The sequence below is a fragment of the Microbacterium sp. NPDC058021 genome (genome assembly GCF_042885955.1).
In the GTDB taxonomy this organism is placed as follows: domain Bacteria; phylum Actinomycetota; class Actinomycetes; order Actinomycetales; family Microbacteriaceae; genus Microbacterium.
The window spans coordinates 517,940-537,013 of record NZ_JBHVRF010000002.1; the positions used below are offsets into that span (position 1 = coordinate 517,940).

20 protein-coding genes and 1 tRNA gene are annotated in these 19,074 nt (G+C 71.2%); 5 read left to right on the plus strand and 16 right to left on the minus strand.

The genetic code is table 11. The annotated features are described in order from the left end of the window. Positions 1 to 29: 29 nt before the first annotated feature. Entirely contained in the window at positions 30 to 809 is a 780-nt protein-coding gene (locus tag ACFVR6_RS06020; protein ID WP_386960290.1) for an isoprenyl transferase, read from the minus strand. Positions 810 to 923: 114 nt separating this feature from the next. Between ACFVR6_RS06020 and ACFVR6_RS06025 the strand changes: the two genes are divergently transcribed. After that, on the plus strand, positions 924 to 1,616 hold the full coding sequence (locus ACFVR6_RS06025; RefSeq protein ID WP_386959817.1) for a PAQR family membrane homeostasis protein TrhA: 693 nt from the start codon (positions 924 to 926) through the stop codon (positions 1,614 to 1,616). Here the strand turns inward: ACFVR6_RS06025 and ACFVR6_RS06030 are convergent, their stop codons facing one another. Beyond that, on the minus strand, positions 1,617 to 1,895 hold the full coding sequence (locus ACFVR6_RS06030) for a hypothetical protein (RefSeq protein WP_386959819.1): 279 nt from the start codon (positions 1,893 to 1,895) through the stop codon (positions 1,617 to 1,619). A gap of 66 nt (positions 1,896 to 1,961) precedes the next feature. Here ACFVR6_RS06030 and ACFVR6_RS06035 point away from each other — a divergent pair, with 66 nt between their 5' ends. Both ACFVR6_RS06035 and greA read left to right on the plus strand, forming a co-directional pair. Further along, positions 1,962 to 2,360: a DUF4307 domain-containing protein gene (locus tag ACFVR6_RS06035; RefSeq protein ID WP_386959822.1), complete on the plus strand. Its 399-nt coding sequence runs from the start codon at positions 1,962 to 1,964 to the stop codon at positions 2,358 to 2,360. An 87-nt stretch (positions 2,361 to 2,447) separates the two neighbouring features. Continuing rightward, entirely contained in the window at positions 2,448 to 2,939 is a 492-nt protein-coding gene (gene greA, locus ACFVR6_RS06040; RefSeq protein WP_386959825.1) for a transcription elongation factor GreA, read from the plus strand. A 16-nt stretch (positions 2,940 to 2,955) separates the two neighbouring features. On the opposite strand, the gene ilvA is transcribed toward greA, so the two are convergent. Together ilvA and ACFVR6_RS06050 are read right to left on the minus strand one after the other, a co-directional pair. Continuing rightward, on the minus strand, positions 2,956 to 4,182 hold the full coding sequence (ilvA, locus tag ACFVR6_RS06045) for a threonine ammonia-lyase (RefSeq protein WP_386959828.1): 1,227 nt from the start codon (positions 4,180 to 4,182) through the stop codon (positions 2,956 to 2,958). Next, on the minus strand, positions 4,179 to 5,366 hold the full coding sequence (locus ACFVR6_RS06050; protein WP_386959831.1) for an AI-2E family transporter: 1,188 nt from the start codon (positions 5,364 to 5,366) through the stop codon (positions 4,179 to 4,181). Before ACFVR6_RS06050 ends, ilvA begins: the two co-directional genes overlap by 4 nt. A 77-nt stretch (positions 5,367 to 5,443) precedes the next feature. Between ACFVR6_RS06050 and ACFVR6_RS06055 the strand changes: the two genes are divergently transcribed. Further along, positions 5,444 to 6,745 (plus strand): winged helix-turn-helix domain-containing protein, encoded by a 1,302-nt coding sequence (locus ACFVR6_RS06055; RefSeq protein ID WP_386959834.1) that lies wholly within the window; start codon positions 5,444 to 5,446, stop codon positions 6,743 to 6,745. After that, complete coding sequence (locus ACFVR6_RS06060) at positions 6,742 to 7,647, plus strand: hypothetical protein (RefSeq protein ID WP_386959836.1); 906 nt, start codon at positions 6,742 to 6,744, stop codon at positions 7,645 to 7,647. Before ACFVR6_RS06055 ends, ACFVR6_RS06060 begins: the two co-directional genes overlap by 4 nt. 6 nt (positions 7,648 to 7,653) lie before the next feature. Here the strand turns inward: ACFVR6_RS06060 and ACFVR6_RS06065 are convergent, their stop codons facing one another. The 12 genes from ACFVR6_RS06065 to ACFVR6_RS06120 all read right to left on the minus strand — a co-directional run bounded on the left by ACFVR6_RS06065 (position 7,654) and on the right by ACFVR6_RS06120 (position 18,946). Next, positions 7,654 to 8,721, minus strand: coding sequence for a DNA glycosylase AlkZ-like family protein (locus tag ACFVR6_RS06065; protein ID WP_386959839.1), 1,068 nt, complete (start codon positions 8,719 to 8,721; stop codon positions 7,654 to 7,656). 1 nt (position 8,722) lies between these two features. Then, entirely contained in the window at positions 8,723 to 9,610 is an 888-nt protein-coding gene (locus ACFVR6_RS06070; RefSeq protein ID WP_386959842.1) for a M48 family metallopeptidase, read from the minus strand. A 38-nt stretch (positions 9,611 to 9,648) separates the two neighbouring features. After that, positions 9,649 to 10,218, minus strand: coding sequence for a LemA family protein (locus ACFVR6_RS06075; RefSeq protein ID WP_386959844.1), 570 nt, complete (start codon positions 10,216 to 10,218; stop codon positions 9,649 to 9,651). Between the two features lie 81 nt (positions 10,219 to 10,299). After that, the gene (locus ACFVR6_RS06080) at positions 10,300 to 11,613 is read right to left on the minus strand and encodes a D-arabinono-1,4-lactone oxidase (protein ID WP_386959847.1); all 1,314 of its coding nucleotides are present in this window, start codon (positions 11,611 to 11,613) and stop codon (positions 10,300 to 10,302) included. Next, complete coding sequence (locus tag ACFVR6_RS06085; protein ID WP_386959849.1) at positions 11,610 to 12,833, minus strand: alanine racemase; 1,224 nt, start codon at positions 12,831 to 12,833, stop codon at positions 11,610 to 11,612. Before ACFVR6_RS06085 ends, ACFVR6_RS06080 begins: the two co-directional genes overlap by 4 nt. A 109-nt stretch (positions 12,834 to 12,942) precedes the next feature. Continuing rightward, positions 12,943 to 13,015, minus strand: a tRNA-Leu gene (locus ACFVR6_RS06090). 40 nt (positions 13,016 to 13,055) lie between these two features. Continuing rightward, positions 13,056 to 14,480: an NAD(P)/FAD-dependent oxidoreductase gene (locus tag ACFVR6_RS06095; RefSeq protein ID WP_386960293.1), complete on the minus strand. Its 1,425-nt coding sequence runs from the start codon at positions 14,478 to 14,480 to the stop codon at positions 13,056 to 13,058. A gap of 25 nt (positions 14,481 to 14,505) precedes the next feature. Further along, positions 14,506 to 15,786, minus strand: a complete 1,281-nt coding sequence (locus tag ACFVR6_RS06100; RefSeq protein WP_386959851.1) for a S8 family serine peptidase — start codon at positions 15,784 to 15,786, stop codon at positions 14,506 to 14,508. Beyond that, on the minus strand, positions 15,783 to 16,304 hold the full coding sequence (locus tag ACFVR6_RS06105) for a DUF501 domain-containing protein (RefSeq protein ID WP_386959853.1): 522 nt from the start codon (positions 16,302 to 16,304) through the stop codon (positions 15,783 to 15,785). The genes ACFVR6_RS06100 and ACFVR6_RS06105 overlap by 4 nt, the downstream gene beginning before the upstream one ends. A gap of 38 nt (positions 16,305 to 16,342) precedes the next feature. Continuing rightward, positions 16,343 to 16,855 carry an FtsB family cell division protein gene (locus ACFVR6_RS06110; RefSeq protein ID WP_386959856.1) on the minus strand — a complete coding sequence of 171 codons (513 nt, stop codon included), beginning with the start codon at positions 16,853 to 16,855 and terminating at the stop codon, positions 16,343 to 16,345. Between the two features lie 33 nt (positions 16,856 to 16,888). After that, the gene (gene eno / locus ACFVR6_RS06115; protein WP_386959859.1) at positions 16,889 to 18,169 is read right to left on the minus strand and encodes a phosphopyruvate hydratase; all 1,281 of its coding nucleotides are present in this window, start codon (positions 18,167 to 18,169) and stop codon (positions 16,889 to 16,891) included. A gap of 111 nt (positions 18,170 to 18,280) precedes the next feature. Continuing rightward, positions 18,281 to 18,946, minus strand: a complete 666-nt coding sequence (locus ACFVR6_RS06120; protein WP_386960296.1) for an O-methyltransferase — start codon at positions 18,944 to 18,946, stop codon at positions 18,281 to 18,283. Between the last annotated feature and the right edge of the window lie 128 nt (positions 18,947 to 19,074).

The following is a 19,074-nucleotide window of genomic DNA, read 5'->3' on the forward strand; positions in this document are numbered from 1 at the left end:
CACGGCGCGCCGAACGGTTGCATGCCCGCTCAGCTGCCGAAGCGCCGATCCCGGGTCGCGTAGTCGCGGATGGCGCGCAGGAAGTCGACCTCGCGCAGGTCCGGGCCGAGGGCCTCGACGAAGTAGAACTCGCTGTGGGCCGACTGCCACAGCAGGAAGTCGCTCAGCCGCTGCTCCCCCGACGTGCGGATGACGAGGTCGGGGTCGGGCTGTCCCCCGGTGTACAGGTGCTCGCCGATCTGCTCGGGGGTGAGACTGGCCGCGAGCTCCTCGAGCGACCCGCCGTTCTCGTCATGCTGGGCGATGATGCTCCGCACGGCATCCACGATCTCGCTGCGCCCGCCGTAGCCGACCGCCAGATTCACATGCAGTCCGGTGTTGTCGCGGGTGCGCTCGTCGACGTCGGCCAGCACGCGGGCCAGCTCCGGCGGCAGCAGATCGGTGCGCCCGACCGGACGCACCCGCCAGCCGGGCTCGTGGGAGAGCTCCTCCGCCAGCTCGGCGATGATCTCGATGAGATCGGCCAGCTCCTGGGAATCGCGTTTGCGCAGATTGTCGGTGGACAGCAGGTAGAGCGAGACCACGGGAATGCCGAGGTCGTCGCACCATCGCAGGAACTCGTGCATCTTCGCCGCCCCCGCGCGATGACCCTGCGCGGCGCTGGCGTAGCCCAGCTGACGCGCCCATCGGCGATTGCCGTCGATCATCATCGCGACGTGGTGCGGCACGGTGGCCCCGGCGAGCTGACGGCGCAGGCGGGAGATGTACAACCGGTAGAGGGGGCCGCGCCCCTCGTTCGCCCCGCGCATGCTCACCCCCTAACGCTATCGCTCCGACGCCGAGGCACGTGCGAAACCGCAACGGCATACGTCGGCGGTTAGGCTGGACACGTGTCCCGACGCATCAGATCAGAGGGCGCTCACATGCCCGAACTGCCGCTCATCGACGCCGGCGCCGTCAGTGCGCACGCCGATCTCAAACCCACGTGGCGCGGCTGGATCCATGCCGCGACGTTCCCCGTGGCGATCGTCGCGGGGATCGTGCTGATCAGCCTCGCGCAGGGCGAGCCCGCCAAGTGGGCATCGGCGGTCTTCATGGTCACGTCGCTGCTGCTCTTCGGCAACTCCGCGCTGTACCACCGCTTCAACTGGCAGCCGCGCACGCTCGCGGTGCTCAAGCGCATCGACCACGCCAACATCCTGCTGCTGATCGCCGGCACGTACACCCCCATCGCGGTGCTGGCCCTGCCCACCCCGAAGACCGTGCTCCTGCTGTCGCTGGTCTGGGGCGGCGCGATCCTCGGCATCCTGTTCCGGGTCTTCTGGATCGACGCACCGCGCTGGCTCTACGTCGCGCTGTACCTCGTGCTCGGCTGGGCCGCGGTGATGTACCTCGGCGACCTGCTGCAGGCCAACGTCGCCATGATGGTGCTCGTGGTCATCGGCGGCCTGCTGTACACCGGCGGCGCCGTGGTCTACGCGATGAAGAGGCCGAACCCATGGCCGGGGCACTTCGGGTTCCACGAGATCTTCCACGTGTGCACCGTGCTGGCGTTCCTCTGCCACTGGACGGCGTGCCTGCTCATCGCACTGCACCCCGCCTACCACGCGGGCTGATCAGGAGCGGGGCGCTCCGGTGTCGTCCGAGCCGTCGGTCTTCTCCGCGCTCTCCTGCGCGAGCTGCTGGGCGTCGAGGTCCTCGCGCACCTCGTCGCGGTAGCGGCCACGGCGCACCCGGCGGAGCATGTCCCACACGAGCATGATGACGGCGAGGGCGATGAACGCGATGGCGGCGAAACCCCAGGGGCCGGGAGTGACCAGTTCGGGGTCGACGGTGGACTGGGGAGTCGGCACCGACGCCGCGATCACAGCGAGGATGTCGATCGCAGCATGCATGGGAGAAACCTCGTTCCGCGCCGGAGCGCCTAACCTTGAAGCAAGCCTAATCTCACGGAGACACACATGACGACGCATCAGGCGCTGCTGGACGAGCGGTACGGTCGGCGCACCTCGCGCCGCGCGACGCGCGCCTGGTGGATCGTCGTGGGCGTCGTCGCCGTGGCCGCCACGGTGGCACTGGGCTGGTCGACGGTCGCCACGAGCATGGCCTCGGTCGATGCGGATGCCACCGGGTACGCCGTCGTCGACGATCGCACCGTCACGGTCACCTTCCAGGTCGTCGCTCCGGCCGACGGCACCGTCGCCTGCGCCCTGGAGGCGCAGGACGAGGAACACGGAGTGGTGGGCTGGCGCGTCGTGGAGCACGAGGTCGAAGGCGGCAAGGCCGTCGCCTTCACCGAGACCGTGCCCACGCTCGCGGAGGCGACGACGGGTTTGCTTCACTCCTGCTGGGTCGCGTAGCATTTCCACCACGTATCACGCCCCGGCTGTCGCCGGGGCGTTTGGCTTAGGCCCGTGCACCACCACCCGCCCTTGAAGGAGACCGCTGTGTCCACCGACGCCCCCGAGACCTTCCTCACGCAGGATGCCTACGACCGCCTCGTCGCCGAGCTCGAGCACCTGTCGACCACGGGCCGCGAGGAGATCGCCAAGCGCATCGAGGCCGCCCGCGAAGAGGGCGACCTCAAGGAGAACGGCGGCTACCACGCGGCCAAGGACGAGCAGGGCAAGCAGGAGGCGCGCATCCGCACGCTCCAGCACCTCCTCAAGAACGCCAAGGTCGGCGTCGCCCCCGAATCCACCGGTGTCGTCGAGCCCGGCACCGTCGTCACGGCGATCGTCGCCGGCGGCGAAGAGGTGTTCCTCCTCGGCAACCGCGAGATCGCGGCCAACTCCGAGTTGGACGTCTACAGCGAGGCCTCGCCGCTCGGCACCGCCATCCTCGGCCTCAAGGAGGGCGACTCGACGTCGTACACCGCCCCGAACGGGCGTGCGATCCCCGTCGAGATCGTCAAGGTCGAGACCTACACCGGCCAGTGACCGTGGCCTGCCCGGCTCAGTCGGGCAGGATCGTCGCGGTGTAGCCGGCATCCTCCAGCGTCTTGATGACGAGGGCGCGGTGCTCCGTGCCGCGCGTCTCGACGCTCAGCTGCAGGATCACCTCACTGATCTGCAGTCCCTGGCCGTGCCGGGTGTGCAGCACCTCGATGACGTTCGCCCCCGCGATGGACAGCAGCTCCGACACCCGCGCGAGCTGACCGGGACGGTCGGGCAGCGGGATCTGCAGCGTCATGTAGCGACCGGATGCCGCGAGGCCGTGCGAGACGACCCGCTGCAGCAGCAGCGGGTCGATGTTGCCGCCGGAGAGCACCACCACGGTCGTGCCCGACGCCTGCACCTTGCCGGCGAGGATCGCCGCGACCCCGGCGGCGCCCGCCGGTTCGACGACCTGCTTGGCCCGCTCGAGCAGCAGCAGCAGCGCGCGGGCGATGTCGTCGTCGGTCACCGTGACCACATCGTCGACGAGTTCGCGGATGATCTCGAACGGCACATCTCCGGGACGAGCGACCGCGATGCCGTCGGCGATCGTGGGGGTCGTCGCGACGGCGAGGGGGTGCCCCGCCTGCAGCGACGACGGGTAGGCGGCGGAATTGGCCGCCTGCACGCCGATGACGCGCACGGTGCGGCCCTCCGCGGCCGCGCGGGCCTTGACGGCGGCGGCGACGCCGGCGGCCAGTCCCCCGCCGCCGATGCCGAGGATCACGGTGTCGAGGTCGGGCACGTCGTCCCAGAGCTCCAGACCGAGCGTCCCCTGCCCGACGATGACGTCTGCGTGGTCGAACGGGTGGATGAGCACCGCGCCGGTGCGCTCGGCGAACTCCGCCGCCAGGCGCAGCGGGGTCTCGACCGTGTCGCCTTCGAGGATGACGTCCGCGCCGTAGCCGCGGGTCGCCATGAGCTTGGGCACGGGCACGCCCAGCGGCATGAAGATGGTGGCGGCGATGCCGAGCTTCTGCGCCGCCAGGGCGACGCCCTGCGCGTGGTTGCCGGCGGAGGCGGCCACGACGCCCCGGGCGCGCTCCTCGGGCGTCAGCCGGGACAGCCGGTAGGTCGCGCCGCGGATCTTGAACGAGCCGGTGCGCTGCAGGTTCTCGAGCTTGAGCTGCACGGGCACCCCCAGCAGTTCGCTGAGGTGGTCCGACTCTTCCAGCGGGGTGCGCACGATCACGCCGCGCAGCGCCTCGGCGGCATCCTCGATCTCCGCCAGGGTGGGGGTGGTCACGCGGGGTTCCTCCAGTCGCGGGGCACGGTGCTCCAGATGAGATCGTCGGGGCGCGGTGGTGCGCCGGTCTCCCAGCCTCGTCGGGACAGGTAGATCCAGACGACGTTGACGAACGCTGCCAGCGGCACCGCGAAGAGGGCGCCGGGGATGCCGCCGACCATCGCGCCGCCGGCGACGACGAGCACGACGGCGAGCGGATGCACCTTCACGGCCGAGCCCATGAGCAGCGGCTGCAGCACGTGGCCTTCCAGCTGCTGCACGCCCAGCACCACCACGAGCATCCAGAACGCGATCCACGGCCCGTTGTAGACCAGTGCCAGGAACACCGCGACGGCGCCGGTGAGCACCGCGCCGACGAACGGCACGAAGGCGCCGAGGAACACCAGCACGGCCACCGGGATCGCCAGCGGCACGCCGAGCAGGAACGCGCCCAGGCCGATGCCGATGGCATCGATCGTCGCGACGAGGAGCTGGGTGCGCGCGTAGTTGATGACGGTGACCCAGCCGGCGCGGCCGGCGCCGTCGACGGCGGGTCGCGCGCGCTGCGGGAAGAGCCGCACGGTCCAGCGCCAGATGCCACCGCCGTCGGCGAGGATGCACAGCAGGATGAAAATGGTCAGGAGCGTCCCGGTGGCGACGTGACCCACCGTGCTGCCGATCGCGAGGGCTCCCGACCACAGCAGCTCGGCCTGCTGCTCCAGCAGCTGGACTCCCTGCTCGAGCAGGTTGTCGATCTGCTCGGCGGTCAGGTGCAGCGGGCCGGCGATGAGGTACTCGCGCAGCTGGTCGATCGCTTCGACGGTGCGACCCTGCACCGACGACAACTGGCGGGAGACCTGCCAGACGGCGAGCCACAGCAGGCCCGTGACGACGGCGAGCGTGCCGACGACCGAGATGACGATCGCGAGCCACCGGGGCAGGCGGCGGCGCAGCATGAAGCTGAACACCGGCCAGATGAGCGCGGTGACGAGGATCGCCACGAGCAGCGGGATCACCAGCAGCTTCAGCTGGATGACGAGCCAGATGGCCACGCCGATGGCGGCAGCGATCACGAGGAACCGCCACGCGTACGCCGTCGCGACCCGCAGCCCGTGGGGCAGGCCCGCGGCGATGTCGCTGGTCGTGTTCTTGCGCCGCACGGCGTCGAAGAAGACGTTGCGCGGCTTTTCCTCGGAGCCGGTCACCTCGTCATTCTAGGGTCGCCGGCTCGGCGCCCGATGCGCGCCTGCCGGCGTCGGAAGGCGTCGCTAGGCTTTCGGCCGTGTCCCCCACCCTCGCCCCGAAGCGCTCCGCCACCCTGAGCGGGGCGGAGGCGCGGCGCATCGCCCTCGCTGCGCAGGGCTTCGCCCGGCCGCGCCCGGCGGTGGCCGGGACGCGGCAGCTCAACCTCGCGCTCGCGCGCATGGCGACACTGCAGATCGATTCGGTGAACGTCTTCGCGCGTTCGCACTACCTGCCGCTGTTCTCCCGGTTGGGCGCGTACGACACCGCCCTCCTCGACCGGCTCCTGTTCGCCCGCCGCGCCCCGTACACCGAGTACTGGGCGCACGTGGCGTCGTTCATCCCGACCGGCGACTGGGGGCTGTTCGCCTTCCGGCACGACGATCTGCGCGCCCGCTACGGCCAGCGCGCCGAGCGGTGGTTCCACGAGCACCGGGGCGTGGTCGAGGACGTGCGGGCGCAACTGGCCGCGCGCGGGCCGCTCCGCCCCGCCCAGATCGACCATGAGTCCAAGACGGGGCAGCGCGGACCCTGGTGGGACTGGGACGTCGTCAAGCGGTCGCTGGAGTACCTGTGGCTCTTCGGCGAAGTGGCCGTCGCCGGCCGGCGCGGTTTCGAGCGCACGTACGCCCTCGCCGAGGATGTGATCCCGGATGCCGCCAGGGTTCCCGTCCCCCGGGCGGCTGCCATCCGCGAGCTCGTGGGGCGCGCGGCGGCCGCGTACGGCGTCGCCACGGCATCCGACCTCGCCGACTACTGGCGCATCGCCGACCGTGCCGCTGTGCTGCGGGCCGTGAACGACCTCGTCGATGCGGGCACGCTGGAGCCGGTCACCGTGGCCGGCTGGGAGACGGCCGGGCGGCCGGCCGTCGCCTGGCGGCATCGCGACGCGGCGCTCCCCCGCCGGGTCGACGCGACGGCCCTGCTCACCCCGTTCGACCCTGTGGTGTGGTTCCGCGATCGTGCCGAGCGGCTGTTCGGCTTCGAGTACCGCATCGAGATCTACACCCCCGCCCACAAGCGCCGCTACGGGTATTACTCGCTGCCCTTGCTGGTGGGTGACGACGTCGTGGGCCGGGTGGATCTCAAGTCCGACCGCCCCCGATCCACGCTGCTGGTGCAGTCGGCGTGGTGGGAGCACGGGCGCCCCGCCCACGCGGCCGAGCACCTGTCGCAGGAACTGCTGCTGGCCGCCCGCTGGCAGGGTCTGGAGCGCGTGTCGGTGGGCCGGTGGGGCGACGCAGTCGACGACATCGCCGACGCGCTCAGCGGCGCCGTACGTCACGAGCGGGCGGCCGCCGAACCCGCACCCCCGACCACCGGCGATACGGTGGAGGGGTGAAGCGCGGCCCCCTCATCGCCCTCGCCGCGACCGGAGCGGCCGTCGTGATCGCCGCGGGTGTCACGGTCTGGGCCCTCACCCGTCCCGAATCGGCAGACGCCGTCGCCGAGCGCTACCTGCAGGCGCTGGAGACCGGCGACGCCGATGCGGTCGCCGAGCTCATGGCCGAACCCGACGAGGCGGTGCTCGCGGCCTTCGCCGGCGCCGACGCCTACCTCGCCGACCCGGTCGTGACCGATGCCGTCGCGGGCGAAGCGGGAACCGAGTTCCACGCCGAGGTCGCCCTCGACGGCGCCCCCGCGACGGTGCGGTTCACCCTGACCGACGCATCGGGCACCTGGATGCTGAGCGACCATCTCGCCACGGTCGACGTCGCGACCACGCTCGGCGACGCCGTGAGCGTCGGCGACGCGGTGCTGCCGCTCGGGGAGGAGGGCGTCGTGTCGCTGCTTCCGGCGGTGTATTCGCTGCAGGCGGCTCCCACCGATTTCCTCGACGGCGCCACCACTGTCGCCGCCACCAATGCGCAGCCGCTCTCGGCGGCCATCGACGCCACCCTCTCCCCCGATGCCGCCGCGCGCGCACAGCCGCAACTCGACGCCTACGCCGACGCCTGCGTGGCACCGGCCGAGACCCTCCCCGACCGCTGCGGACTGCAGGTGCCGTGGCCGGCCGATCTCACGGCGCTCGACACGCTCCAGACCCGCATCGACGCCTACCCGGTGCTGGCGATCGACGCCGCCTCCCTCACCTTCACCGCGACGGGCGGTGCCGTGGTGGTCACCGCCGCGGGCACCAATCGCGAGGGCACCGCAGACGCCGTGACCTACCGCACCGACGACTGGACGCTGCGCGGTGTGGTGTCCTTCGCCGGGGACGAGCTGGTGCTGACGGTCTTCTGAGCCCGGTCACGCCAGTGCCTGCACCTCCAGCCCGAGCCACGCCGCGAGGTCACCGATCTCGCGCTGCACCGCCTCCCGAGCGGTGTCGTCGAACCCGTCCTCCTCGTGCACCGCGTGCACACGGAGCACTCCCGCCTTGCGGTCCGCTTTCGCGTCGAGCTTCCCGATGAACCGGTCGCCGTGGAGGATCGGGAGGGCGAAGTAGCCCCAGCGACGCTGGGATGCCGGCTTGTACATCTCCAGCACGTACTCGTACCCGAACAGCTCCTGCAGGCGCGCCCGGTCGGCGACGACGCGATCGTGCGGCGAGACCAGCACGGTGCGTCCGGCGAAGGTGGCCTCGAGCGCCGCGGCATCCACCCGCCACTTCTCCCTCCCTCCCGCCACCCGCGCCGGCACGCCCACGTCTTCGCCCACCGTCTTCGGCTGCGCGATGCCGAGGGCCGCGAGCCGGCGCTCGCTGCGTTCTCGGCGGGCTGCCGCCTCGGGCACGTCGGGGAGGTCTGCGGGGTAGACGCGCTCGGCCACATCGAACAGTCGCCCCTTCGCGTCGCGCCCCCACACCGCGGCCTCCCCCGTGCCCACCAGGATCTCGAGCATCTGCTGCGCGTTGCGGCTGTGCGTCCAGCCGCTCGATCGCCACGAGACCTGCGCCGTGTCGGGCACCTCGGCCGCGTGAAGCGGCCCTTCCGCCCGCAGCCGCGCGAGCACGTCACGGCGGAAGTCGTCGTTGGCGTGCAGCCACTGCCGCGTTCCCTCGTCGCGCGGCCGGCGCGCCATGTCGTGGCGGTACAGCGGCAGGTCCGACATGAGCCGGTAGAACCCGTCCAGCTCGAACAGGTCCCGCTCCACCTCCACCGCCTGGCGCAGATCGGCGGGCTGGTAGGGCCACCCGAGCCGGCTCCAGAGGATGTGGTCGGCGCTGGGCATGATCGCGGCCGTCGGCTCGATGTTCACCGCACCGAGCGCGTAGACCGTCTCGACGATGCCGGCGGGACGCGCCGCCGTGAGCAGCTGGGCGCGCACCGCGAGCCGGCGCGCCTCGCGCGGCGACAGCTCGAGCGTCGCGGTCACGCTAGAACTCGCCGCCGATCGTGTGCAGCCGCTCGATGCGCGCAGCGATCGGCGGGTGGGTGTCGAACAGCCGCGCGATCCCGCCCGGGCGCAGCGGGTCGGCGAACCACAGGTGGGCCATGGCGGTGTTGACCTTGCGCAGCGGCTGCGCGTTCGCGTCGAGCTTGGCCAGTGCCGATGCCAGCGCGTCGGGGTCCCGAGTCGTGAGGGCGCTCGTGGCATCCGCGAGATACTCCCGCTGACGCGAGATGGATGCCTGGACGACCCCGGCCAGCAGCGGCGCGACGATCGCGGCCACCACCCCGAACAGCATGAACACGAGCTGCGACTGGCCGTTGCCGCCGCGGCGCCCGCCGCCGAAGAAGGCGACCCGCAGCGCGATGTCGGCGAGCATGCCGACCGCGACGACGAGACCGAAGACGATGAGGGAGACACGGATGTCGTAGTTGCGGATGTGGGCGAGTTCGTGCCCGAGCACGCCTTCCAGTTCGCGGTCGGTCATGAGCTCGAACAGCCCCGTCGTGACCGTGATCGCCGCCTCCTCGGGCTTGCGCCCGGTGGCGAAGGCGTTGGGCGCCGGATCATCGACGACGTACAGGCGCGGCATCGGGGTGCCCGTCGCGATGCACAGGTTCTCGACGATGCGGTGGTAGCGCGGCGCGTCGGCCTGGGTCACCGCCACCGCGCCGGACAGCGCCAGCGCCTCACGGTCGGCGAAGAAGTACTGCACCGCCGCGTAGCCGCCCGCGAAGACGAGCACGAATGCCGTGATCCACCAGTTGTTGCCGGCGAGCCAGCCCGCAGCGAGACCGAGGAGACCGAGCACCAGCACGAACCCGATCAGGATCAACCAGGTGTTGCGCTTGTTGCGCGCGATCGCGGAGTACACCGAGGGCTCCGATCAGCCGGGGATCGCCCCGGCTCGGATCAAAACTGCACGCGGGGCGGTTCGGAGATGGCGGCGCCGTCGACGACCTCGAAGAACTCGCGCTCGTGGAATCCGAGGTTGCGGGCGAAGAGGTTGTTCGGGAAGACGCGGATCTTCGTGTTCAGCTCGCGCACGCCGCCGTTGTAGAACCGGCGCGACGCCTGGATCTTGTCCTCGGTGTCGACGATGGACTGCTGCAGCTGCAGGAAGTTCTGGCTCGCCTGCAGCTGAGGGTAGGCCTCGGCGACGGCGAACAGCGACTTCAGCGCCTGCTGCATGTGGCCCTCGGCGACGCCCGCGTCGGCGGGACCGCCCGCGGCGAGGGTCTCGGCTCGAGCGCGCGTGACGTTCTCGAACACGGCCTTCTCGTGCGCCGCATACCCCTTCACCGCTTCGATGAGGTTGGGCAACAGGTCGGCGCGGCGTTTGAGCTGCACCGTGATGTCGCTCCACGCCTCGTCGACGCGCACATTCAGCGCGACGAGGGAGTTATAGGTCGCCCACAGGTAGACGCCGACAGCGACCACCAGTGCGACGACGATCAGTACCGGGATCAGCCATTCCCACATGTGTCCGTAACCCCCTCCGAGTTTCACCCATCCTATGTCGCACGCACGCCGTCTATGCGCCGCGACGGGCACTCCCAGTCGTTACCCATCGAGAACCCGGTCCAGGTACGGGTTGCGGAACATCCGCGACGGGTCGAGGCGGTCGCGCAGCGCCCGGAAGTCGTCGAACCGCGGGTAGCGCTCCCGCAGCTGCGCGGCATCCAGGGTGTGCATCTTGCCCCAGTGCGGTCGTCCGCCGTGGCGGAGCATGATCTCCTCGACCGCCGCGAAGTACTCCGTCGGGTCCTCGCGCCAGTAGCGGTGCACGGCGATGTAGCCGGTCGCCCGACCCGTCGCGGTCGACAGCCACAGGTCGTCGGCGGCCGCGACGCGCACCTCCACGGGGAAGGAGATGCGCCAGCCCCGCTCGGCGACGAGGGCGCGCAGCTCGTCGAACGCGGCGGCGAGGTGCTCCACCGGGACGGCGTACTCCATCTCGCGGAACCGCACTCCCCGATGCTGGGTGAACACCGCGGCGCTCAGGTCGCTGTACTCGCGGTCGCCGGTGAGGCGCGTGGCGAGCCGGTTGATGCCCGGCACGACCGAAGGCGCGATGGCGCCGGCGGCGCACGTCGCACGGAACAGGCCGTTGGCCAGCAGCGTTTCATCCACCCACTTCCCCACCGCGAGGAGGCGCTGGCGCGGTGCGCTCTCGGGCAGGCGCGTGTCGGTCTTGGTGAGGGCGACGTCGGTGTGCGGGAACCAGTAGAACTCGAAGTGATCGGCGGCGGCGGCACGGTCGCCGAGGCCGGCGACGACGGCATCCACCGGCTCCGGATGTTCCACGGCGTGCAGGACGAACTGCGGCACGCACTGCAGGGTCACCTCCACCAGCACGCCGAGAGCGCCGAGAGCGAGGGCGACGGCGGGCAGCAGTTCGGTGTTCTGCGTCTCGTCGACCGTGAGCAGCTCCCCGTCGGCGGTCACGAGCGTCGCGGCCACCACCTGCGTCGCGATCCCCCCGAAGCGCGCCCCCGTGCCGTGCGTGCCGGTCGAGACGGCACCCGAGATCGACTGCCGGTCGATGTCGCCGAGGTTCTCCATCGCGAGGCCGTAGGGGGCGAGCAATGCCGGGATGCGGTGCAGCTTCGTACCCGCCAGCAGCGTCGCGCGCCCACGCTCCCGGTCCACCGACACGAGGCCGGTGAGATCGGTGAGATCCAGCAGCACGCCCGGAGCCACGGCGATGCCGGAGAAGCTGTGTCCCGACCCGACCGCCTTCACCTGCAGCCCGCGCGCGGCGGCGGACTGCACGCTGCGGCGCACGGCCGCGACGGTCGACGGGTACTCGATCCGCTGCGGGCGCACTCGTTCGCTGCGCCCCCAGTTCTGCCACCGCCCGCCGGGACGGGTCACAGGAAGCTCCGCCCCTCGCCGCGGTAGGTCGGGATCTCCCCCACGACCGCACCGTGTTCGACGAGGTGGTACCGATCGACGCGCTCCGCCAGCTCGCCGCTCTTGGCATGGCGGAACCAGACGCGGTCGCCCACCTTCAGCGCGCGCGCCGCCGCGCCGCGCAGCGGCGTCTGCACCTCCCCCGCACCCTCGCGGGCGAACGTCGTCAGCCCCGCGGGCCACACCGGCACGGGCTGCCGGGAGGGCAGCGGCGGACCGGAGGCGATCCAGCCGCCGCCGAGCACCGTGACGATGTCGGGCTCGGGCTTGCGCACGACCTCGAGCGCGAACGCCGCAGCCGGTGCCGGCGAGAACGCGCGGTAGCCGTCGAAGAGGTGCCCGGCGAGCAGTCCGCTGCCGGCGGTGAGCTCGGTGACCGAAGGATCGGCGGCGGTGTATTCGAGGGACCCGGTGCCGCCGCTGTTGACGAATTCGAGAGGGGTGATCTCCCGCACCGCCGCGACGATCCCGGCACGGCGCTCCCGCAACTCCCGACCCGAGCGCTGCTGCATCCACCGGATGACGCCGTCTCCGCGGCCGGTGTCGTCGGGCTGTCCGGCGATCTGGGCCTCGTACATCATGAGGCCCACGAGGCGGTAGCCGGCGCGCACCGACACCGCCCTGGCGAGCCGGACGGCGTCGGTCGGGTTGTGCAGCGGCGAGCGGCGCACGCCGATGTGGCCGAGGCCGGGCGCGCGCCAGGACGCATCCACGTCGATCGCGACCCTCAGCGCGGGGCGCCCGGCGGGCGGCGCCACGGTGTCGATGAGGTCCAGCTGCGCGAGGTCATCGATCATGAGCGTCACACGGGTCGCCGCCTGCTCGTCGCGGACGAGCGCGGCCAGGGCGGCACGGTCGACGGTCGGGTAGCCCAGGACGACGTCGTCGTGGGACTCGGCGAGCCAGAGGGCTTCGGGGAGCGTGAAGGCGAGGATGCCGTGGTACCCCGGGACGGCGAGGGTCGCGTCGAGCACCTCGCGCACCCGGATGGACTTGCTCGCCACCCGGATCGGAACCCCGCCCGCGCGGACGACGAGGTCCAGCGCGTTGTAGCGGAGCGCGGACAGGTCGATCGCGGCGATCGGGCCCGACAGGTGCGCGACGGCATCCGTCATCGCCTCCCAGTGGGTCGCCGCGGGCGGGGATGCGGTGTCGGCGTCGGCGCCGAGAAGATCGAGCACAGCGCCAGCCTAGGACAGCACCGCGCGGCATCCGCCGCCGGGGGACGGATGCCACGGCCACAACGCACGAAGACCCGCGTGTTCACGCGGGTCTTCGTGCTGGGGGCGGTACCCCCGGTGGGACTCGAACCCACACTGAAGCGATTTTAAGTCGCCTGCCTCTGCCGTTGGGCTACGGGGGCGCAGCGCATCACCGCCGCGCTGCTCACCCTAGCGCCGCTGTCAGTTCGCGGGCGCGCTGGTCGACGCCGGAGCCTTGCCGACCTTCTCCGCCTCGACCGTCTTCGGGTCGATGGCGGGCTCGGCGGGGGCGGCCGCGGGCTGCGCGGGACGCGGACGGGCGGCGAACTCCTCGAACACGTAGCGGGGGTTCTGCACGGCCTGCAGCGAGACGTTGTCGCGGCTGAGCCAGAAGTTGTGCCACCAGTCGCCGATGACGCGCCACTTGCGCTCCCACGACGGCATGGCCATGCCGTGGTAGCCGCGGTGCGCGAGCCACGCGATGAAGCCCTTGAGGGCGAAGTTGCCCGACTGGAACACCCCGTCGTAGAGGCCGAGACCGGCGACGGCGCCGAGGTTGTGGTGGATGTACTCGCTGGGCAGTTCGCCGCGCAGCACCGCAGTGAGGTTCTTCGCGAGCAGCTTGGCCTGACGCACGGCGTGCTGCGCGTTGGGCACGCAGTAGCCGCCGACGCCCTTGCCGGTGAGGTCGGGGACGGCGGAGATGTCGCCGGCAGCCCAGGCGCCTTCGACGATCTCCTCGTCGGTGCCGACGCGCAGGTCGGGGCGGGTGCGGATGCGACCGCGCTCCTCGACCGGCAGGTCGCTGCCGCGGACGACGGTGGGGTTGGCCATGACGCCGGCGGTCCACACGATCAGGTCGGTGGGGATGACCTCGCCCGTGGAGAGCTCGACGTTGCCGTCGACGGCGCCCTTGACCTGTGTGTCGAGGTGCACGTTGGCGCCCCGCTTGGCGAGGTCCTTCAGCACCCACTCGCTCGTCTTCAGCGACACCTCGGGCATGATTCGCCCCATCGCCTCGATGAGGTGGAAGTGGGTCTCTTCGAAGGTGAGCTGCGGGTAGTCCTTCAGCAGGGACGACGCCAGGGCGCGCATCTCCGCGAACACCTCGATGCCGGCGAAGCCGCCACCGACGACGACGACGGTGAGCAGGCGCTCGCGCTCCGGCCCGGGGGGCAGGTTGGCGGCGCGGTCGAAGTTGGTGAGGATGCGGTCGCGGATCGCGACGGCCTCTTCGATCGTCTTCAGCCCGATCGCGTTCTCGGCGATGCCGGGGATCGGGAAGGTGCGGGAGACCGCTCCGGCGGTGACGACGATCTGGTCGTACTCCTCCTGCCACGGCGCGCCGACGGCGGGCGTGATGGTGGCGACCTTGTTGGCGTGGTCGATGCCGGTGACCTTCGCCGTGACGACGCGGGTCTTCTTCAGGTGGCGGCGCAGGCCGACGATCACGTGGCGCGCTTCGATCTCACCCGCAGCGACCTCCGGCAGGAACGGCTGGTAGGTCATGTAGGGCAGCGGGTCGACGATCGTGACCTCCGCTTCGCCCTTGCGAAGGTGCTTTTCGAGCTTCCACGCGGTGTAGAAGCCTGCATAGCCACCGCCGACGATGAGAATCCTGGGCACGGTGCTGGTCACGGGGAAAGAACTCCTAGATATAGCGGCTCGGCTGGCGGAGTGCGCGAGCCGATCGGATGCGCCGGGCAGCAGCGGTGACACCGAGCGCTACCAGTATACCGGCCACGGTGACCACCGTCAGCGGAAGCGTGCCGTACAACAGCGTGCTCTCCGACGGCAGCAGCGGCGACGTCGCGCGAGAGGCCGCTTCGGGTGCCGGCAGGGGCGGCACCTCGACGGGGGCGACCGAGGGTTCCGGCTGGGGCGCGGCATCCGCCCGCCGGAACACCCGGATCCACTCGCGGAGATCGCCCATGGGGTTCTGCGCGACGGCGGCGACCGGCGCCGACACGGCTGCGGCGGCGTCGATGAGGCCGGAGCCGTACAGCAGCGGGTTCACTCCCCCGCCGGGCGCCGGCTTGGCGGTCTTCACGATGCGGTTGATGACGTTGGCCGCGTCGAGGTCGGGGTGGGCGGCGCGCACGAGGGCAGCGACGCCGGCGACGATGGGCGCGGCGCCACTCGTGCCGTTCCACAGCACGACCTGTCCGTCGGGAGAGACGCCCAGCAGGTCCTCGCTCGGGGCGGACACGCCGATCGTGATGCCCTGCGTCGAGGCTTCGACGCTCGCCGCCCCCGAGCGGTCGACCCCGCCGACGGTGAGCACGCCGGGGATCGTGGCCGGCGCGCCGACGCGGTCCGTGCCGCTGCCGCGGTTGCCCGCCGCCACGACGACCACGACGTCGTGCTCGAGGGCGTAGAGGAAGGCCTCGTCCCAGCGCTCCGGCCAGTCGAGGGTGTTCGTGGTGAAGGAGAGGTTGATGACATCGGCGCCGTGGTCCACGGCCCAGCGCATCGCATCGGCGACCTGATCGACGAAGGGGGATGCCGCAGCCGCACCGAAGGCCAGCGACAGCGAGAGCACTTCGGCGGCGGGGGCGACGCCGATGACACCGGTGTCGGGGCCGGTCCCCCGTCCGGCGGCGAGCGAGGCGACGAGGCTGCCGTGGGCGGAATCGACCGCGCCGACCGGCGTGCGGCCGTCGGGCGAGCCGAGACCCGAGAAGTCGGCGCCGTCGACGACACCGCTCAGTTCTGCAGGCCCTCGGGCGACGCCGGTGTCGATCACCGCGATGCGGGTGCCCTCACCGCGGGTCGTCTGCCAGGCGTCACGGATGCCGTAGTCGTCGAGCCAGTACTGCGCCGCTCGCACCGGGTCGACCTCCGCCGCGGGCACGGGCGAGGGCACGGGTGCGGCGCCCACCATCCCGGTGATGGCCAGCACGATCCCGGCTGCGGCGAGCCGGCGCTTCATATCGTGCGACCGCCGGGGTGGGCGCACGTGCACCGCTCGGGCGACCACGACGAGAGTTCGAGCGCACGGTCGCCGATCGGATTGACACCGGGACCGGCCGCGAGGGCGTGGCCAGCGAGGGCATGCAGGCACTTCACGCGCGTCGGCATCCCCCCTGCGGAGATCCCCTCGATCTCGGGGACGTCCCCGTAGGGCGCACGGTCGGCGAGGTAGGCCTCGTGGGCGCGCGCGTACGCGGCGGCGAGCTCCTCGTCGGCTTCGAGCTCGTCGGAGAGCTCGCGCATCACCTGCTCGGCCTCGAGCGTGGACATCGCGGCGGTCGCGCCGGGGTGGGTGAGGTAGTAGAACGTGGGGAACGGCGTGCCGTCGGGCAGACGCGGCGAGGTGGCCACGACCGTCGGGTTGCCGCAGACGCAGCGGGCGGCGATCCCCAGCACGCCGCGGGCGGGGCGGCCGAGTTGCTCGCGGAGTACCTCGAGGTCGGCGTCGTCGGCAGGGTCGAACGGCGGGGTGCTCACCGCACCAGGCTACCGTGACGCTGCTGGGCGGATGCCGATCACGGCGCGGGGGCCTCGTCGGGCGCGTCGGGCGCGTCGGGAACGCCGATCTGGTAGGTGACGGTCTCCGCGACGCCGGCGGCGGTCACCGACCGCACCAGGCGGCTCATCCAGTCGCTCTCGGTCTCTTCGACGTCGGCGCTGACGGGAGCGCGTTCCTGCGGCACCTCGACGGCGGGAAGGTCGTCCACGACGAGGTAGACCACCTCGCCGACATGCTTGTAGTACAGCCGTTCCCGCGCCTGCGTCGTGATGTAGGCGGGGTCGCTCCACTGCTGCCGTGCGGCCTCGAGGTCGGCGACCTCTTCCTCGCCGAGCTGCACCGACCGCTCCAGCGCCGCGATCTGCTGCCGCTGGTCGAGGTACGTGCCCATCGTCGGGACCAGCACGAAGGCGGCGAGCACCACCAGGCCCAGCATGATCATCATGAAGCCCGACAGGCGGATGCCGCCGAGCCACTGCCGCACGTCGACGCGGCGCGCACGAGAAGAGGGAGCCGTCGATGCTGCCACGGCTCCCCCTCTCATTCGGTCTTCAGTCAGCGCTTATCCCTTGAACCGGGGGAAGGCGGCGCGGCCGATGAAGGTCGCGGCGTCGCCGAGTTCCTCCTCGATGCGCAGAAGCTGATTGTATTTCGCCACGCGCTCGCTGCGGGCGGGCGCGCCGCTCTTGATCTGACCCGAGTTCACCGCGACGACGAGGTCGGCGATGGTGGTGTCCTCGGTCTCGCCGGAGCGGTGGGAGAACATCGTGGTGTACCCGGCGCGGTGCGCCATGTCGACGGCATCCAGCGTCTCGGACAGCGTGCCGATCTGGTTGACCTTCACCAGCAGCGAGTTGGCGACACCGCGGGCGATGCCGTCGGCCAGACGCGTGGGGTTGGTGACGAACAGGTCGTCGCCGACCAGCTGCGTCTTCGTGCCCAGCTTCTCGGTGAGGTGCTTCCAGGCATCCCAGTCGTCCTCGGCGAGGGCGTCCTCGATCGTCACGATCGGGAACGAGTCCACCAGGTCGATGTAGTAGTCCGTCAGCGCCTCGGCCGACCAGTCCTTGTTCTCGAAGCGGTAGACGCCGTTGTTGAAGAACTCGGTGGCGGCGACGTCGAGACCGAGCGCGATGTCGGTGCCCGGGGTGAAGCCGGCCTTCTCGATGGCCTTGACGAGGAAGTCCAGACCCTCGCGGTTGCTGGGCAGGTCGGGGGCGAAGCCACCCTCGTCGCCGAGGCCGGTCGCGTAGCCGGCGGCCTTGAGCTCGCTGTGCAGCACGTGGTACGTCTCCGCACCCCAGCGCAGCGCCTCGGCGAAGCTCGACGCGCCGATGGGCGCGAGGAAGAACTCCTGGCAGTCGATGCCGTTGTCGGCGTGCGAGCCGCCGTTGATGACGTTGAACAGCGGGACGGGCAGCACGTGCGCGTTCGGGCCGCCCAGGTAGCGGAACAGCGGCAGGTCGGCGCTGTCGGCGGCCGCCTTGGCCACCGCCAGGCTGACGCCCAGGATCGCGTTCGCGCCGGAGCGCGACTTGTTCTCCGTGCCGTCGACCTCGATGAGGATCTCGTCGACGATGCGCTGTTCGCTCGCCTCGATACCCTCCACGGCCGGGCCGAGTTCGTCGATGACGGCGGCGACGGCCTTGAGCACGCCCTTGCCGCCGTACCGGCTCTTGTCGCCGTCGCGCAGCTCGGTCGCTTCGAACGCGCCGGTGGATGCGCCGGACGGAACGGCCGCCCGCTGGACGATGCCGTCGTCGAGCAGAACCTCGACCTCGACGGTCGGGTTGCCGCGCGAATCCAGGATTTCTCGTGCGCCTACAGCCTCGATAAGTGCCACGGATGACTCCTTGCTTTTAGAGGGTGGATCTCGGGAGCTTCATCGGTCCGCTGGGTCCACTCTAGTGACGCCACTATCGCCGCCACAGGCCCCGCGCCGTGCAATAGCCGCTCAGACCACGATGGCGATCGCGACGCCGTCCCAGCCCTTGGCATCCAGGGTCTGGATCGCGGTGGCGTCGAACCGGGGGTCCTGGCCGAGCATCTCGAGTCCCCGCTGGGTGCCGATCACCTGCGGGTCGGTCGTGTCGGCATCCGCGACACGACCGCCTCGCCCGACGTTGTCGACCACGACCACGGTGCCGGGGCGACCCAGCCGCGCGGCCCAGTCGAGGTAGATCGTGTTCGACTCCTTGTCGGCGTCGATGAAGACGAGGTCGAACGGCTCCTGCCCCTCGAGGGTGGGGAGCACATCAGCGGCTCGCCCGAGGAGGATCTCGACCTTGCCGCCCACACCGGCACGGTCGAGGTTGGCCCGCGCGACGGCGGCGTTGCCGGGCTCGGCCTCGATCGTGACGACGTCGCCGTCGTCCGGGATGCCGCGCGCCAGCCAGATGGTGGAGTACGCCCCCAGGGTGCCGATCTCCAGCACGCGGCGCGCGCCGCTCATCCGTGCCAGCAGGTTGAGCAGCTTGCCGTTGACGGGGGCGACCTCGATCGGGGGCAGGCCGGCGGAGTTCTGGTCGGCGACGGCGGCTTCGAGTGCAGGGTCGTGCCCGACGAGCGTGTCGGTGAGGTAGGCGTCGACGCGTTGCCAGGATCCTTCGGTGGGTTCGATCACTCCCCCAGCATCCCGGCGGCATCGGGTCGCGTCAACGCTCGCGCGGTAGCGGCGCGGGCAGCTCGCCACCCGCCCACAATCGCCACAACTTCGGAGATCGTCGGTTTTTCGGATGCCCGTGGCCG